The 15,646-nt window shown below is 53.0% G+C and carries 14 protein-coding genes; 11 read left to right on the plus strand and 3 right to left on the minus strand.

From position 1 onward, the window contains the following. The first annotated feature begins 49 nt into the window (after positions 1-49). The 8 genes from flgG to NB640_RS09845 all read left to right on the plus strand — a co-directional run bounded on the left by flgG (position 50) and on the right by NB640_RS09845 (position 7,966). Positions 50-832 carry a flagellar basal-body rod protein FlgG gene (gene flgG / locus NB640_RS09810; protein ID WP_269308529.1) on the plus strand — a complete coding sequence of 261 codons (783 nt, stop codon included), beginning with the start codon at positions 50-52 and terminating at the stop codon, positions 830-832. A gap of 33 nt (positions 833-865) precedes the next feature. Further along, entirely contained in the window at positions 866-1,516 is a 651-nt protein-coding gene (locus NB640_RS09815) for a flagellar basal body L-ring protein FlgH (protein ID WP_269308530.1), read from the plus strand. A 35-nt stretch (positions 1,517-1,551) separates the two neighbouring features. Then, entirely contained in the window at positions 1,552-2,667 is a 1,116-nt protein-coding gene (locus NB640_RS09820) for a flagellar basal body P-ring protein FlgI (protein ID WP_269308531.1), read from the plus strand. A gap of 38 nt (positions 2,668-2,705) precedes the next feature. Beyond that, positions 2,706-3,719 (plus strand): flagellar assembly peptidoglycan hydrolase FlgJ, encoded by a 1,014-nt coding sequence (flgJ, locus tag NB640_RS09825; protein WP_269308532.1) that lies wholly within the window; start codon positions 2,706-2,708, stop codon positions 3,717-3,719. 88 nt (positions 3,720-3,807) lie between these two features. Continuing rightward, on the plus strand, positions 3,808-5,784 hold the full coding sequence (flgK, locus tag NB640_RS09830; protein ID WP_269308533.1) for a flagellar hook-associated protein FlgK: 1,977 nt from the start codon (positions 3,808-3,810) through the stop codon (positions 5,782-5,784). Positions 5,785-5,797: 13 nt separating this feature from the next. After that, complete coding sequence (gene flgL / locus NB640_RS09835; RefSeq protein ID WP_269308534.1) at positions 5,798-7,105, plus strand: flagellar hook-associated protein FlgL; 1,308 nt, start codon at positions 5,798-5,800, stop codon at positions 7,103-7,105. Positions 7,106-7,286: 181 nt separating this feature from the next. Beyond that, positions 7,287-7,514, plus strand: coding sequence for a hypothetical protein (locus NB640_RS09840; RefSeq protein WP_269308535.1), 228 nt, complete (start codon positions 7,287-7,289; stop codon positions 7,512-7,514). A gap of 245 nt (positions 7,515-7,759) precedes the next feature. Then, entirely contained in the window at positions 7,760-7,966 is a 207-nt protein-coding gene (locus tag NB640_RS09845; protein ID WP_408637923.1) for a hypothetical protein, read from the plus strand. A gap of 12 nt (positions 7,967-7,978) precedes the next feature. Here the strand turns inward: NB640_RS09845 and NB640_RS09850 are convergent, their stop codons facing one another. Then, positions 7,979-8,311: a helix-turn-helix domain-containing protein gene (locus NB640_RS09850; RefSeq protein WP_269308536.1), complete on the minus strand. Its 333-nt coding sequence runs from the start codon at positions 8,309-8,311 to the stop codon at positions 7,979-7,981. A 346-nt stretch (positions 8,312-8,657) separates the two neighbouring features. Between NB640_RS09850 and NB640_RS09855 the strand changes: the two genes are divergently transcribed. Continuing rightward, positions 8,658-10,280, plus strand: coding sequence for a sensor domain-containing diguanylate cyclase (locus NB640_RS09855; protein ID WP_269308537.1), 1,623 nt, complete (start codon positions 8,658-8,660; stop codon positions 10,278-10,280). On the opposite strand, the gene NB640_RS09860 is transcribed toward NB640_RS09855, so the two are convergent. Further along, on the minus strand, positions 10,267-11,091 hold the full coding sequence (locus tag NB640_RS09860) for an enoyl-CoA hydratase-related protein (RefSeq protein WP_269308538.1): 825 nt from the start codon (positions 11,089-11,091) through the stop codon (positions 10,267-10,269). The genes NB640_RS09855 and NB640_RS09860 overlap by 14 nt on opposite strands. A 15-nt stretch (positions 11,092-11,106) precedes the next feature. Next, entirely contained in the window at positions 11,107-13,983 is a 2,877-nt protein-coding gene (gene ppc, locus NB640_RS09865; protein WP_408637924.1) for a phosphoenolpyruvate carboxylase, read from the minus strand. Between the two features lie 68 nt (positions 13,984-14,051). On the opposite strand from ppc, the gene NB640_RS09870 reads away from it, so the two are divergent. Both NB640_RS09870 and NB640_RS09875 read left to right on the plus strand, forming a co-directional pair. After that, a complete protein-coding gene (locus NB640_RS09870) occupies positions 14,052-14,183 on the plus strand; it encodes a hypothetical protein (RefSeq protein WP_269308539.1) in 132 nt (43 codons plus the stop codon). A gap of 332 nt (positions 14,184-14,515) precedes the next feature. After that, the gene (locus NB640_RS09875; protein WP_269308540.1) at positions 14,516-15,643 is read left to right on the plus strand and encodes a uroporphyrinogen-III C-methyltransferase; all 1,128 of its coding nucleotides are present in this window, start codon (positions 14,516-14,518) and stop codon (positions 15,641-15,643) included. The last annotated feature ends 3 nt before the right edge of the window (positions 15,644-15,646 follow it).

The raw sequence follows: 15,646 nt of genomic DNA on the forward strand, positions 1-15,646 counted from the left end.
TTCAGTGGGTTGGTTGCAGTAGTTAATTGTTTTTGAAAGGGTTTTTATTATGATGCGATCGTTGTGGATAGCCAAGACCGGCCTGGATGCGCAGCAGACGAATCTGGACGTGATTTCAAATAACCTGGCAAATATCAGCACAGGCGGTTTCAAGCGTTCGCGTCCGATTTTTGAGGATCTGGTGTACCAGAACATCCGCCAGCCCGGCGCGCAATCCTCCCAGCAGACGTATCTGCCTACCGGTTTGCAGATCGGCACCGGTGTGCGCCCAGTGGCAGTGGAACGGATTCATACACAGGGTAATGTCCAGCTCACTGAAAACGAGCTGGATGTGGCAATTCGCGGCAAGGGCTTTTTCCAGGTGCTGATGCCTGATGGCACCACCGCCTATACGCGTGACGGCTCCTTTCAGAAGGATGACCAGGGGCAGTTGGTCACTTCCAGTGGTTATACGATCCAGCCCACGATCGTGATCCCTGTGGATGCGCTTTCCATTACGGTGGCACGCGATGGTGTTGTGTCGGTCACCACGCCTGGCACGACCCAGGTAACCCAGGTGGGTGATCTGCAACTGGCGACTTTCATCAATCCGGCTGGTCTGGAGTCCATCAGTGAAAACCTTTATGTCGAGACTAACTCATCCGGTGCGCCGCAGGTAAACACACCGGGCTTAAATGGCTCGGGCACGCTGTTGCACAAATATGTTGAAACGTCGAATGTGAACATGGCAGAAGAACTGGTGAACATGATCATCGCGCAGCGCGCATTCGAGATCAACAGTAAGGCAGTTACCACATCTGACCAGATGTTGGGCAGGCTGACACAGCTGTAACAGGCTGAGAAGTAACGGAGGCGGTTTATGCGAATGAATTTGACAGTTTTGGCGATATTGGCGTTGTTGTTGGGTGGATGCGCTGTAACGCCGGATACCATTACCCATCAGCGCCCCGGAAGTAATACGCAATATGCGCAGCCGGCTGTCGGTGCGAATGGTGCGATTTTCCACCAGAATGCCTACCGTCCGATTTTCGAGGATCACAAGGCGCGACTGGTGGGGGACAATATTACGATCGTGATTACAGAAAGCAATCGCGCCACCAAGGCCGGCAGTGACAGTTCGGAGCGGACTAACAGCGCCAATTTTAACAAGCCGAGATTCTTTGGCAGTTCTTTCGAGAAAGTGGAAGCCTCTGGAAGCGGCATGCGTGAATATGAGGAAGAATCAGCGAAAAGTGCCAACAATGTGTTTAACGGCACCATAGCGGTGAGCGTGATTGATGTCGCGCCAAATGGCAACCTGATCGTCAGTGGTGAAAAGCAGATTGCCATGGATAACGGCTCTGAATTCATCCGCTTTTCCGGCGTGATTGATCCGAAGGATATCGCTATCGGCAATCAGGTAGCTTCGACCAAGGTCGCCGATGCGCGAATCGAGTATCGTACCAATACACGTATTGATGCGGCAGAAGTGGCCAGCAAGCTTTCCCGCTTCTTCCTTTCGGTGCTGCCGTTCTAGGCTTGAGGTTGTCAGGGTTTTGTACAGGAGTGAATATGTCACTATCAGTTAAAGCAATCGGTGCCTTTTTGCTGGGATTGGGGCTTTTTGCCTCGGTGCCGACTTATGCGGAGCGCATACGTGACCTGGCAACCATCCAGGGCGTTCGTAACAACCAATTGCTGGGATATGGCCTTGTCGTCGGTCTGGATGGCAGCGGTGACCAGACCACACAGACGCCTTTCACGGTGCAAAGTATTGTAAATATGCTCCAGCAACTCGGTGTTACCGTGCCGTTTAACAGCAGCAGCCTTCAGATGAAGAATGTGGCAGCGGTCATGGTCACGGCGAATCTGCCGCCCTTTGCCCAGCCGGGCCAGATGGTGGATGTAGTGGTTTCTTCCATTGGTAACGCCAAGAGCCTTAAAGGCGGTACGCTTTTGCTGACGCCCCTGAAAGGCGCAGACGGTAATATTTATGGCATGGCGCAAGGCAATCTGGTGGTCGGCGGTGCCGGCGCCTCAGCCGGGGGCAGCAGTGCGAAGGTAAATCACCTGGCAGCCGGACGTATTTCCAACGGTGCCACTATTGAGCGCGAGGTACCGAGCACCATCCATAACAGTGAAACGATTACACTGGAACTGACGGATACCAATTTTTCAACGGTCAGCCGCATGGTGGGGGCAATCAATACGCGTTTTGGCATGACAACGGCTTCTGCCGTGAATGGCAGGGTGATCAGAGTCAAGGCGCCGCAAAGCCCGGATGCGAGAGTGGCCTTTATTGGTGAACTGGAAAACCTCGATGTGACGCCGGCGGTGCAATCCGCCAAGGTGATATTGAATGCGCGTACCGGCTCGGTTGTCATGAACCAGACGGTGACACTGGATACCTGTGCGATTTCGCATGGCAATCTTTCCGTGATCGTGAATACGGAAAATACGGCAAGCCAGCCCGCGCCTTTCTCCCAGGGACAGACCACCATGGTTGAGAACGCCCAGATCGAGATCAAGAAAGATGAAGGCGAGGTGATCCTGTTAAATCGGGCAGCAACGCTGGCCGATGTGGTTAAGGCGTTGAATTCCATTGGCGCCACGCCACAGGATCTGCTGGCGATTTTGCAGGCCATGAAGGCTTCCGGTTCGCTTCGTGCCGAGCTGGAAGTGATTTGATTAACCGCAGACATCGGGTTTGAAGCGGTGAAGGCAGTATGAGCGACCTGACGGAAAATGTGTCTTCTTCAGCCATGCAGGCGATCAATACGCGCAATCTGCATGATATCAAGGCGGTGGCGAACCGGGACGGTAATTCGCCTGCGGCCATGAAAGCGGCTGCCCAGCAGTTTGAAGCGCTTTTTCTTTCGATGATTTTGAAGAGCATGCGGGAATCACTGCCGCAGGACGGGCTTTTTAATTCACAGCAGACGAAGCTGTATACCCAGCTTCTGGATGAGGAAGTCAGCCAGCATGTGGCCAAACAGGGGATTGGCCTGGCTGACCAGATGCTCCGCCAGATGGTGGCAACCGGTCTTTTGAATGCGGAAGAGACCGAGCCGTATCTTTCCAAGCGCCAGATTTCCACATCCGTGGATGCGTACCGTTCGATGTCGATTGGATCGGCCAGGGAGCAGGCATCTTCACTGCTGCAGGGGCAGCATTCGATTTTCCGTTCGGAAGGCAAGGCGGCCGAAGCAGTGACACGGCAGGGGACGCAGGCACAGGCGATCACGCTGCCGGGTGTGGATGCAGGGGATAAGCCCGCTTCTCTTCCAGGCCATGTGAAAGCTTTTACGGACAAGATGATGTCCCATGCGAAAGAAGCCAGCAGGACAACAGGCATCCCCCCGGAATTCATGCTGGCACAGGCGGCACTGGAAACGGGCTGGGGCAAAAAACAGATGCTGTATCCGGATGGTTCGGAAAGCCATAATCTTTTTGGCATCAAGGCCAATGGCTGGAGCGGCAAGACCGTGGATGTGCTCACCTCGGAATTTGAGAACGGCAGGATGATCAAGAAGGTGGAAAAGTTCCGCGCTTATGATTCGTATGCCGATTCGTTTAAGGATTATGCAAGATTATTAAGTGAAAACCCGCGTTATGAGAAGGTGATGAATGCACAGGACCCGGCAGCCTTTGCCTATGGCTTGCAGCGCGCCGGATATGCAACCGACCCGGAATACGGTTCCAAGCTCATGCGGGTGATCAACAGGGTATCTCAGGGCTGATAAGGCCTTGAATGGAAAGATTAACGGGTTTGCTCAAGTTATTGGCCAAACAGCCGTAGTTAATCTGTAGAGATATAGGGAATCAAAAATGGCAAATATCTACAGTATCGGTAAAAGTGCGCTTCTGTCGGCGAATTATGCGATCAGCGTCACCGGCCACAACATTGCCAATGCCAGTACGCCCGGCTATAACCGCCAGGTGATCCTGCAATCCGGCAAAAACGGGCAGCAGTTTGGTTTTGGTTTTGTGGGCAGTGGTGTCCAACTGGACGATATCCGGCGCGTGTATGATGAATTTTTAGGCAAACAGTTTCTTGATACCCAGTCGGAATCGAGCCGGCTGGATACATATTACAACCAGATTGCCAAGATCAATAACAAGCTCGCGGATGACACGGCGGGCGTTTCGCCTGCCCTGCAGCAGTTTTTCAGCGCGGTGCAGGAAATTGCCTCGACGCCGACTTCGGCGGCGACCCGTGAAGCCATGCTGTCTGATGCTGATATTCTGGCAGGGCGCTACAATAACCTGGCAAAGCAGCTGACGGAACAGCGCGATCTGGCCAATGCGCAGATCATCCATAGTGTGGAGCTGATCAATACCTATGGTCAGGAGATCGCCAAGCTGAATGACCAGATTGCCCGTGCGCAGATTGCGATTACGGACCCTGCCCCCAATGACCTGCTGGACCAGCGCGATTACCTGATCTCGCAACTGTCGCAGGAGATCGGTGTGCGCACGGTGGTCAACGGCAACAGCCTGGATGTGTATATCGGCAATGGCCAGCCGCTGGTGATCAACAACCAGGCGTTTGCGATGTATGCGGAATATTCGGCCAAGGACCCCCAGCAAGTCGAGATCGGCTATATCAATAATGGCATGAAAGTCCAGATTCCGGAAAAACTGCTGACAGGCGGCAATATCAAGGGGTACATGGATTACCGCAATGAGCAGATTGATCCGGTATTGAACCAGTTGGGCCTGATCGCCATTAATCTGGCGGCGGATTTCAATAAACAGCACAAGCTGGGTATGGACCTGAACGGCGAGATGGGAGAGGATTTCTTCAGCTTTAATACGGTGGCGTCAGTGGGGAATCAGGCAGGAACCGGATCGGTCAAGGGCACTATCGATCTGGATCATGTCAAGGATCTCGTTGCCAGTAATTACGAGATACAGGCGCTTGCTGGCGGTAAATACAAAATTACGCGCCAGTCTGATGGCACGGTTTTTCAGGATGGTTCTACGCTTCCCGATGGAACAGTCTGGAACGGGCAGATGCCTGTCCCCGTCCCCATTGACGGGATTAAATTTGAGGCGACCGGACTTAATGTCGGCGAAACGCTGGTACTGAAGCCATTAAACGAGATCGCTGCCAGCCTGGATGTGCTGATTTCCGATCCCAACAAGATTGCAGCCGCTTCTCCCGTCCGCACCGGCTCAGGGCCGAATGCGATTTCGGGAACAGATAACCTGGGTACCGGCAAGATTTCACTGGGTGAGGTAAAAGGTCCCGGCTTTGCTACTTCCGGTACGCTGACTTTTGATAAGACCGCAGGTACCTTTACCACGGATTCAAATGTCTGGTATTACCCGCCGGATGGGAGTGCCCCCACCCTTTATATGGCAGGCGCTACCAATGTGCCGTACCAGGAGGGAGCCACCTACAACTTTGGTGATTTTGATTTCAGCATCACGGGTGATCCGGAAACAGGTGATACCTTCTTTATCGAACCAAATACAGGCGGTACAGGCGACAACCGCAACATGCTGGCGCTTGCCGCGTTGCAGGATGCCAAGACCATGTTGAATGGCACGGCTTCTTATCAGGGAGCCTATTCACAACTGGTCAATCGCGTTGGTGCGAAAACACGCGAACTGGAGGTGATGAGCACATCAACGGGCAACCTTTTGAATTCAATTTATGAAGAGCAGCAAAGCCAGTCGGGTGTTAACGGGGATGAGGAAGCCATCAACCTGATGCGCTATCAGCAGAACTACAATGCGGCTTCCAAGGTGATCCAGACGGCAAACGAAATGTTTGACGCGATCCTGGCAATTTTCTGATGGAGTAACGATCATGGCTTTTTTAGCACGAATCAGTCAAAACATGCAGTACGGGCAAAGCATGAAGCGCCTGTCCAATCTGCAGGCGCAACTGGATAAAACCCAGCAGCATCTTTCAGCCAATACCCGCCTTCTGACCCCGGCGGATGACCCGGTGGCGGCAGCGCGTGCGCTGGATCTGAAGCAGGGTAAATCGATGAATACGCAGTTTGCCAGCAATCGCGGCATCGCCGAGGATGCGCTGAAACTGCAGGAAAGCACCCTTAACAGCTTTACCGATGGTATTCAGCGGATACAGACACTCCTGGTGTCGGCCGGTAATGGCGGCTATGCCGAGGAACAGCTTCGTGTGGTGGCCGATGAAGTCCGTGCCATCCGTGACGAGATGGTGGGCTATGCCAATACCCGCGATGCTTACGGTAGTTATCTTTTCAGTGGACACAAGGCAGGTACCGAGCCATTTGACATGTCAGTGCTCGGACAGATCACCTATAAGGGTGACGGCGGGCAAATGAAGGTCCAGGTGGATGCTGCCCGTTTTATGGCCACAACCAATTCGGGAAAAGACATTTTCATGGGAATCAAGGGCATGACAGGCTCTACTGTTACGCCAAGCCGCAATGACCTGACAATTGATGTGGACATCAAGGATGAGGCGTTGCTGAGTATCCCGGCGCATAACTATGAGATCCGGTTCAGCGGAGACTCTCCTGCTGCATCGTATACACTCTGGAAAAACGGCGCCCAGATCGATATGGATGCAAACGGGAATCCGCTTCTCAATCCTGATGGAACCGTTATTACGCTTCCGGTTGGCCCAGTTGATCTGACCAAGAGTGCCCCTTACACCAGCGACCAGAAAAACAAGATGGAAGTGGAATTTGACGGGGTGCGTTTTTCAGTCAGCGGTGAGGTATCCAATGGCGATACGGTAGGAATCACGCCTGGCGAACCTGTCAGAACCGATGTGTTTGACTATATCAATACAGCGCTTGGCTTGCTGGAAGGCACAAATCTGCAGTCCAACGGCGGCAGCACCAATCTGGCGCTGGGCCTGGAAGCGCTTCTCGGCAATATGGCTTCGGCACTCGATCAGGTGGTGACAGCGCAGGGTTTCGCGGGCACACGGTTGAAAGAGCTGGATGCACTGACGCTTTCCGGTACCGACAAGGATCTGCAATATACCGAATCGATCTCTGATCTGGAGGATCTGGATTATTACAAGGCGATTTCCGATCTGTACCAGCAGCAGTTGACGCTTCAGGCGGCGCAGCAGACTTTCATGATGACGAACGGGATGTCGCTTTTTAATCTGATGTAATGGTTTGAAGTAGTGTGAGGTGGGCTGACAGTTTTTAACTGTAACAGTCTTTGCGGCGTGAGCGACATGTGTCCCTCACGCCTTTTTTTATGGAACGAACCGGGCGCCAGGACAGCCAATATCCGGGGGAAAGGTATGTTATATTGATATTTCCCTGAGGAAGTTAACTGAAAGGCTTGTCATGCCGGTAAATATTGATGAAATGGCAGGTACCATCCGGGCCATGCGGGCAACGCTTCTCTCCCTTATCGAGACGCATCCGCAGAAGGATAAACTGAAAAAACGGCTGAGAATTGCACGGGAATCCGAGTTTTCCATGATGTTGAATGAACGTGTCGCCGATGAGTATATTTCGGCATTTGAAGGCACCATGGCCTTTTACGAGGCGGCATCAGAGGAACTGAAGTAGGTGTTTTTTTCCATGCCAAAAGACGGGAAAGTATCCCGTCTTTTTTGTTGGCATTGCTTACATGATATGGCTGTTGCTCTGGACATACATCTCGATAGTTTCCAGCCCGTTATTGACCGTGTAGTGGTCATAGTAGCCGTCAAATCCCTCAAGCGCCATGCCGGACTGGCCTGCTGTCCAGGTTCGGATCCTGCCAGGATATCGCCCAGCATGCCTAGCTGGTTCCCGTGAGTGCAGGATTGCTGGTGCGCATACATGAAGTCAGTGAATTGAGTATTCAGGAATTGCGCCGCCTGATGGGAGATGAGCGATCGAGCTATTCTGCTTACAAGGGCGTGGCGAGAGAAAAGAAGGCGAAGCCGAAAAAGCAGCGACAGGTCTCAGCGCTCAGGAAAAATCATTCCTCTGGATACATGATAACGAAGACAAATGAAGGAAAGGACGCGCGATAAGGGAAGCCTGGCCTAGCCGGAAAGTTTTTCTGCCCAGATTCTGATTTGTTCCAGCAGAAAAAGCCGGTCATCCCTGTGCAGGGGTTCCAGCTGTGAAATGATACTGTCAGCCAATGAGGCCGCGTTTGCCGAAGCGCCATCAAAGAAGATGGCCATGCTGACGTTGAGTTCGTCAGCGATTTTTTCAAGGGTCGGGATGCTGGGGGTGACTACGCCACGTTCTATTCTTGAAAGGGATACGGTGTCAATTCCAATACGTTCGGCGATTTGTGCCTGTGTTTTGCCTGCTGTTCTTCTCGCATGGGCGATCTTTTTTCCTATCCGTTGCGCTATGTCTGTCTTCATTTAGCCATCAATGGTTTATTACTCTGAACTCTGTGCTGGTCATGTTGTATTAATGGAAAAAGTTATGTAATATCATGTGACGCCTATAATTAACATATTGCATCTATTTCCATAAAAAATAATATCTTTGGTATGCCAATAAGGCTTTGATATAAAACATCATGAGGCGCTGTGAGTGATGTCCGGGGCTGCCAATCTGTTTATCGCTGGTCTTGTGCGAGTCTGCTGCGGGAAATGGTTGATGTGACATTCCCCTGAGTGGCATCACTCTGGAGTGACGTCTTCCGAATTGCCTGAATATGGCACGCTGTTTTTCGCAGCAGAACGCACTTTTTGTTTCTGGACAATGATAAAACCCACTCAGGATTCGCTTTCAGCAAAACCATATATTGTTATTCTGGTGATATTGCTTTTAGCCTGGTTTTTTGTTGCGAAATTGCTAATAAATTCCTATGTGGACTGGCAGGCGGATGAAGCTTTTGAGCAGGTAAAAAAGAAAACGCATGAATCCATTAGTGAGTTTCAGTCAGGGTTTGATAAAATGCTTGGCGTACTGCATGCGGTACCTGCCATTCTCAGCCGTGACGTCGAAATCGGGAATGCCCTGAAAAAGGCCAATGCCACGCTACTCGGCAACAGGCTTTCAACGGCGGATTACCGAAAAACATATGAACACGATCCGGCTTTTTCCAAGATCAATCGTTCACTTTCCATGTCGGCCAAAGAAATCCGGATTATAAATGTAATCTGGATTATCGGCAGGGAAGGGCGAACCATCCTCTCAAGCAATGCACAGACCCTGGAAAGTTATGTGGGTAACGACTTGTCTTTGCGCCGCTATTTCAAAATGGCAATGGAGGGTAAGGCAGGCGTTCAATATAGTGTCGGTAGTCAGACGGGTAGCCAGGGCATCTATTTTTCTTCTCCTGTTTATGAGACAAACCGGGTGATTGGTGTGGTTGCGGGGAAGGTGGCATTGAAGGATCTGGCTAATCTTGTACGGCGTGCCAACGGGTTTCTGATTGATGAATTTGGCGTGATTGTCGAGGCGAAAAATCCGGCATTTGTGATGATGGCGATGCCGGATGCAACGGTGCTTTCGCTTCCTGAGGCGGAACGGCTGGCACGCTATAAACGGAAAGATTTTGTGACACTGCCTATTTCTCCCTGGCGCAAGGAGTTGGGTGAGCAGTTTGTTTCTCTTGGTGAATCTGAATTTCCTTATTATGTGGAATCAGTTGAACTGCTGCAAAACAGGCTCAAGTTGATGATTGCCGAAGAAGCGGCTTTTCCTGCGGCAATCATGGCAAATGGAACGCTTGTCTTTTTTCTCCTGCTGATTGGCGGATGGCTTGGCATCCTGATTGTGACGGGCGTGGTTTACCAGATCAGAAGCCGGCGGGTGGCCGCATTTAACAGGAAGCGGCAGGAGGTGCTTGAGCACATTGCCACGCATGATGTGCTGACAGGGGTATACAGCCGTGTGGTGACTGAAAGCATGCTGGAAAAGGCGATATCCCACGCGGGTGAGACGCATACGCGGTTTGCACTGCTTTTTATTGATCTCGATTTTTTCAAGGAGGTCAATGATACCTACGGACACGCGGTTGGCGATGAGGTGTTAAAAGAGATCGGGCTGAGGTTGCAGGCATCTGTGCGTAAGTCGGATGTGATTATCCGTTATGGCGGTGATGAGTTCCTGATATTGCTGGACCATATCCGCACGGTTGAAAACGTCGGCAGTGTGGCAACCCATATTCTGGATGCAGTCCAGCAGGTGATGGTGGTGCAGGAAGCGGCAATCAACCTGTCAGCCAGTATCGGGATTGCCATATATCCGGATGATGGCAGGACGCTGATGGAGCTGCTGCAGCATGCGGACAAGGCGCTTTATCATGTCAAGGATGCGGATCGCGCCCATTTTGCGTTTTATTCCAGTGTTACCCGGGCAGAGCCTATTTTCCCTTGAATATCGGGTGGTCACGTAAAAGAAAAGCCGCGCAGCCGATGCGGTAATCCTCGGTGTCATAGCAATAAAAGCTTTCGGCATTTTCATCGGACGTAACTGGCTCTGAACGGGCCAGGCGACGGACAAATTTCTTGTGCCAGCGCGCCGTAAGCGGTGCGCCCTGGATGATGCGCTGTACTGCTGTGGTCGTTTCTTCTGCGACCATTTCATCCGGCACAGCCCGGGTCACCAGTTTTTTTTCCCGTGCTTCTTCTGCACCGAAGACGCGGCCTTCAAGCAGCATTTCCATCAGGATATTGGAGCCGACAAGGTGGTAAAGCGGTTCGAGTTCGGCGTAGGATAAGACGAGCCCGAGGTTTTTTGCCGGGACACCAAAAATGCTGGATTCGCCACAGATCCGGATGTCACAGGTGGAAAGGAGCTCGATACCGGCTCCCAGGCACAGGCCGTGTACCTGGGCGACAAGCGGGTGCCGGCAGTTATACAGGGCAAAAACGGCTTTTTTCATTGCCTCGCCATAGATAATGCCCTGTTCGCGGTTGGAACGGACATCGACAAATTCGCCGATATCACATCCGGAGCAGAACGCTTCTTCCCCGGCACCGCGCAAGACAACACAGCGCAGGCTGTCGTCAGTTGACAGCGCATTGATAATGTCCGGGATTTCCTGCCACATGGCAAGGGTGATGGCATTGTGCTTTTGCGGCTGGTTGATGACGATGGTCGCAACGTGTTCATCGCGTTCAACATAGATGGCTTCCGGACGTACCGGGGTTTCATTTTCCTTTGCCTGGATGGTTTCTTCAGTCATATCTGTTTTTCTGGTTTAGCCGGTATTGCGCATGCCTGCGGCAATACCATTGATCGATAGATGTATGCCCCGATGGGCGCGTGAATCTGTATTTTCCGGTGCCGTATCCGGATCGCGGTGGCGTCGCAACAGTTCGATCTGCAGGTAATTGAGCGGATCGATGTAAGCGAGCCTGTCCCTCAAGGCGCGAGCCAGATGCGGGTTGTTGACCAGCCTTTCCCTTTCGCCGGTGACGATCTCAAAGGCCGATACCGTGCGGGCGTGTTCTTCACTGATCATGGTAAAGACAGTATGGCGCAGTTTTTCATCGGTGACCAGATGGGCATATCGCTTTGCAATATTCATGTCGACCTTGGAAAGCACCATGTCCATGTTGGACAAAAGTGAATTGAAGAAAGGCCATTCGCGATACATTGCCTGCAGGGTACTGGCTTTGTCTTCACGTGAGATGGTGCTTTCCGGGTCATCAAGCCATGTCATGACAGCGGTGCCAAAACCATACCAGCCCGGCAACAGCAGGCGGCACTGTCCCCAGGAAAAGCTCCAGGGGATGGCGCGCAAATCTTCAATTTTGCGGCTGGCACTGCGCGATGCCGGACGGGAGCCGATATTGAGGCGGGAGATTTCGGCAATCGGGGTGGACTGGAAAAAATAGTCCGGGAAGTCCGGGGTTTCGTACACCAGGTTGCGGTAGGTTTTGTAGGCAATCCGGGAAAGCTCCAGCATGGTGGATTCAAAGCGGCGCTTGGTCCGGCCATGCACACTGGCTTTTTCTTCGGGCATGAGGCTGGCTTCCAGCGTGGCAGCAACGATCAGTTCAAGGTTTCGTGAGCCGATTTCGGCATGGGAGTACTTGGAAGCGATCATCTCGCCCTGCTCGGTTAAGCGAATCTGGCCATTGACGGTGCCGTGCGGCTGTGCAAGGATCGCCTCATAGGTGGGGCCGCCTCCACGTCCGACCGTACCGCCCCGTCCGTGGAAAAAGCGGAGTTTTACACCGTTGCTGTTAAAAAGCTCCACCAGACTTTGTTCGGCACGGTACAGCTCCCAGTTGGAGGTGAGGTAACCGCCATCCTTGTTGGAGTCGGAATAGCCCAGCATGACTTCCTGCAGGTTGCCCTGTCTTTCGATAAAGTGGCGCACCAGCGGGATATTCATGGCATCGCCCATGATATTGGCGGCGCACTGCAAATCCTGGATGGTTTCAAAAAGCGGTACCACCATAAGTTCCAGCCTGGTGTCGAGCCATTGGCAAGTGCTTTCGGTTTGTTTTTCCCATGTCATGCACAAGAGGCCCGATTCTTTTTGCAGGAGATAGACTTCCAGGATGTCGGAGACGGTCTCGGTATGGGAAATGATGTAATTGCGAATGGCGCGGTGGCCGTATTTTTCGCGGATGGCCCGTGCGGTACGGAATATTTCAAGCTCGGACGTGGTGCCTTCGGAATAGGTCACAAAAGGCGAGAAAAGCAGGCGGGGCTGGCTGAGTTCGGATAAAAGCAGTTCGATCTTTTTCTCTTCCGGAAGCGCGGCGTAATCCGGCTCAACCTGTGCCACAGCAAAAAGTTCGGCCAGGGTGCGCTCATGGACATCGGCGTTCTGGCGCATATCGAGTGTGGCCAGGTGAAAACCAAACACATCAACGGCTGTTTTGAAAGAGGCGATACGCAAGCAGGAAACCCGGCTTCCCGCGTGGGTATTTAAGGAGTCGATCAATACCTGGAGATCGGCGCTGAGTGCTTCGGGGGTGGTATAGGGCTGGTCTTTGGCGACTTCGTTGCGCATAAAATTGCGTATGCCCATGTCGCGTGCGGTGGCTGCCACCCGGTTGTAGATAGTGATCAGGGCCCGGCGGTATGGTTCGTCGTCACGGTGGTGCGAGCTGTCCTGCGAGGCGTCAGCCAGTGCCTGCAGTTTTGCTGATACGGGGTTGAGCATGGAGGAAAGCGCAAGCTCGGCACCCAGGCTGTGGATTTCCTCAAGATAAAAATCCATGATGAGATGGGACTGGCGCTCCAGGGCCAGGCGCATGGTATGGGCATTGACATTGGGGTTGCCGTCACGGTCGCCCCCGATCCAACTGCCCATCTGGAGATAGCGGCAGGTACCGTCCGGCGCAGGGATGCCGTCTGCTGAATCGGGGTAACGGTCACTGATTTCCTCGGCAATAGAAAGGTAAAGCGCCGGCAGCTCTTCCAAAAAGGTGATGAGGTAGTAGGACAGGGCGTTATTGATTTCGTCTTCGACTGCCAGCCGGGTATAGCGCAGCATACGGGTCTGCCACAGGGCGGCTATGCGTCCGTGGAGAATATCGGTGATACGGCGGTGTTCCCGGGGGGTGACATCGCCATCGCGCTGGGCTAAAAGCCGCGCGATTTCGCGCTCATTTTCCAGTGTACTTTTCCGCTGTACTTCGGTCGGGTGGGCGGTGAGTACGGGGGAAATAAGGGCGTCCTGCAGGAGTTTCTTGATATCGGTGCCGCTGACGCCTGCTTCATCAAGGCGGTTCAAGGCACAGGCGAGGCTGCCCTGGGGGGCTGCCTCGCCGGCAATACAGGCTTCGCGGTAACGCCGGTTTTCAAATTTGTCGACGACGATATTGGCCAGGTGAGAAAAGTAGGAAAAGGCGCGCACAACCGAAATAGCTTGATTGCGGCTTAAGTCTTTGAGCAGGTTGTTCAGTGTGTCAGAAGCGTACAGCTCCGGATTTTTTCTCAGGCGAACGGCTGTCTGGCGAATATTTTCAATGAGGCTGAAAACTTCCTCACCTTCCCTGTCGCGGATTACGTCGCCAAGCATGTAGCCGAGCATCCGGATGTCGGCCCGCATGGCTTCATTGGAACTGTCCAGATAGTAGGGGGAATGGCTGTTTTCCTGATGCTGTTTTGCCATGATGTGTTTGTTCTTTCGGGGTTTACTGATTTTTCGTTGGCGGCAGGCCCGGCAGGAAATTGTTCGATATGCCGATAGCCCGCGTTGCCTATTTTCAGGGCTTGCGAAAAGCCGGGCGGCTGGTTTTTCGTTTGGGTATGCCGCCTCGTCCCTCGCAGGATGACAGTGAAGCAGTCCATGATTCCCCGCTGGCCGGATAACAGCTTTTATGCCATTGTGTCTGACAAATGCCAGAGTACCCCCTTTTTTATTTTTTTGCCACCTCCGCGTTATCCGCCGGGTAAGGAGCAGTGCAACCCGGCTTTTCGGGCAAGCGTGTCATATTTGCAACATGGAAGGTGAAAATGCTGGTTGCGTGGAGAGAGTGGCCTGATGCGCATCCTGACGCATACCTGGCTTTTTCCGGTATAACGGCCTGGCTTATTTGTTCTTCTCTTGATCTGCGTGAAGCGCCCCCGCATGTGCAAATTAACGGGCTGCGCTACAATGCCGTAATAGACAAACTGGTTAATTCCCTCTTTGAGGCTCAAGAATGCGTACGCCTTCTCCCGATGAACCGGCTGCCACCGTGCCACCGGTTCGACCCTCTGACAGTATGCCGGACCCGATCAGGCAGCAGCGCCGCTGGCTGATCGTGTTGGCGGTTGTGCTTTGCATCGTGGTTGCGGGGCTGCTGGCGCATTTCTGGCTGGAACGCCAGGATACGATCCGTCTGCGCGAGGAAATGGCAAGACGGCTGCAAACGGGAGATACGGTCAGCACGGAAGTGAAGGGGATTGCCAAATCCATGCAGGATACGGTACTGAACCTGCAGGCCAAGGTGGCGGCACTGGAAAACCGCCAGATGGAGTCGCAAAGCCAGCATACCTCACTGGAGCAGATGTACCGGGAGCTGGCCAAGAACCGGGATGACCGCGTACTGACAGATATCGAGCAGATCCTCCTGATGGCTAACCAGCAGTTGCAGTTGTCCAGTAATGTGCATGGCACGCTGATTGCACTGGAAAATGCCGACAGGCTCCTGGCGCGGGAAGACCGGCCGCAGTTTATCGGCATCCGGCGTTCGCTTGCGAAAGATATTGAGCGTTTGCGGGCGGTGCCGTATGTGGATGTGACCGGCATGGCTGTCAAGCTGGATGTGGTGATTGCCCAGATCAAGACTTTGCCGCTGTTGTCTGATGCACAGATCAGACCTGTGCCGGATGCAGGAAAGGAAATGGCGGCTCTTGAAAAGGAGGCGCCCGCCGCCAAGGTGGATCGGGAAGCACCAAAAGAATCGTGGTTTTCGCCCCTGTCAAAAATGTGGAACCGATGGACCGGGGAATTCTGGGGTGAGGTGAAAACACTCGTGCATGTGCGCAATGTAGAGTCACCTGAAGCCCTGATCCTTTCGCCGACACAGGCGTACTTCCTGCGGGAAAACCTGACGCTGCGCCTTCTCGGTGCCCGGGTGGCCATGATGGCACGTGACCATGTGTCCTTTTCCAGTGACATGAAAGCGGCCATCAAGGTGGTGGATACCTACTTTGATCCGTCTTCTTCCCAGGTGCAGGCCGTCAAGACCACGCTTGCCCAGATCATGGAAAATAATGTTGCTATCGAGCTGCCCAGCCTGTCAGACAGCCTGACAGCGGTGCAGAATTACCGTACCAAACCATAGGGA

The sequence above is a fragment of the Oxalobacter vibrioformis genome (assembly GCF_027118995.1).
Lineage (GTDB): Bacteria > Pseudomonadota > Gammaproteobacteria > Burkholderiales > Burkholderiaceae_D > Oxalobacter > Oxalobacter vibrioformis.

What these genes read in the sequence shown, in the direction of transcription:
- flgG (WP_269308529.1), top strand. Translation starts at nt 50, where the DNA reads ATGATGCGATCGTTGTGGATAGCCAAGACCGGCCTGGATGCGCAGCAG.
- NB640_RS09815 (WP_269308530.1), top strand. Translation starts at nt 866, where the DNA reads ATGAATTTGACAGTTTTGGCGATATTGGCGTTGTTGTTGGGTGGATGC.
- NB640_RS09820 (WP_269308531.1), top strand. Translation starts at nt 1,552, where the DNA reads ATGTCACTATCAGTTAAAGCAATCGGTGCCTTTTTGCTGGGATTGGGG.
- flgJ (WP_269308532.1), top strand. Translation starts at nt 2,706, where the DNA reads ATGAGCGACCTGACGGAAAATGTGTCTTCTTCAGCCATGCAGGCGATC.
- flgK (WP_269308533.1), top strand. Translation starts at nt 3,808, where the DNA reads ATGGCAAATATCTACAGTATCGGTAAAAGTGCGCTTCTGTCGGCGAAT.
- flgL (WP_269308534.1), top strand. Translation starts at nt 5,798, where the DNA reads ATGGCTTTTTTAGCACGAATCAGTCAAAACATGCAGTACGGGCAAAGC.
- NB640_RS09840 (WP_269308535.1), top strand. Translation starts at nt 7,287, where the DNA reads ATGCCGGTAAATATTGATGAAATGGCAGGTACCATCCGGGCCATGCGG.
- NB640_RS09850 (WP_269308536.1), bottom strand. Translation starts at nt 8,311, where the DNA reads ATGAAGACAGACATAGCGCAACGGATAGGAAAAAAGATCGCCCATGCG.
- NB640_RS09855 (WP_269308537.1), top strand. Translation starts at nt 8,658, where the DNA reads ATGATAAAACCCACTCAGGATTCGCTTTCAGCAAAACCATATATTGTT.
- NB640_RS09860 (WP_269308538.1), bottom strand. Translation starts at nt 11,091, where the DNA reads ATGACTGAAGAAACCATCCAGGCAAAGGAAAATGAAACCCCGGTACGT.
- ppc (WP_408637924.1), bottom strand. Translation starts at nt 13,983, where the DNA reads ATGGCAAAACAGCATCAGGAAAACAGCCATTCCCCCTACTATCTGGAC.
- NB640_RS09870 (WP_269308539.1), top strand. Translation starts at nt 14,052, where the DNA reads ATGCCGATAGCCCGCGTTGCCTATTTTCAGGGCTTGCGAAAAGCCGGG.
- NB640_RS09875 (WP_269308540.1), top strand. Translation starts at nt 14,516, where the DNA reads ATGCGTACGCCTTCTCCCGATGAACCGGCTGCCACCGTGCCACCGGTT.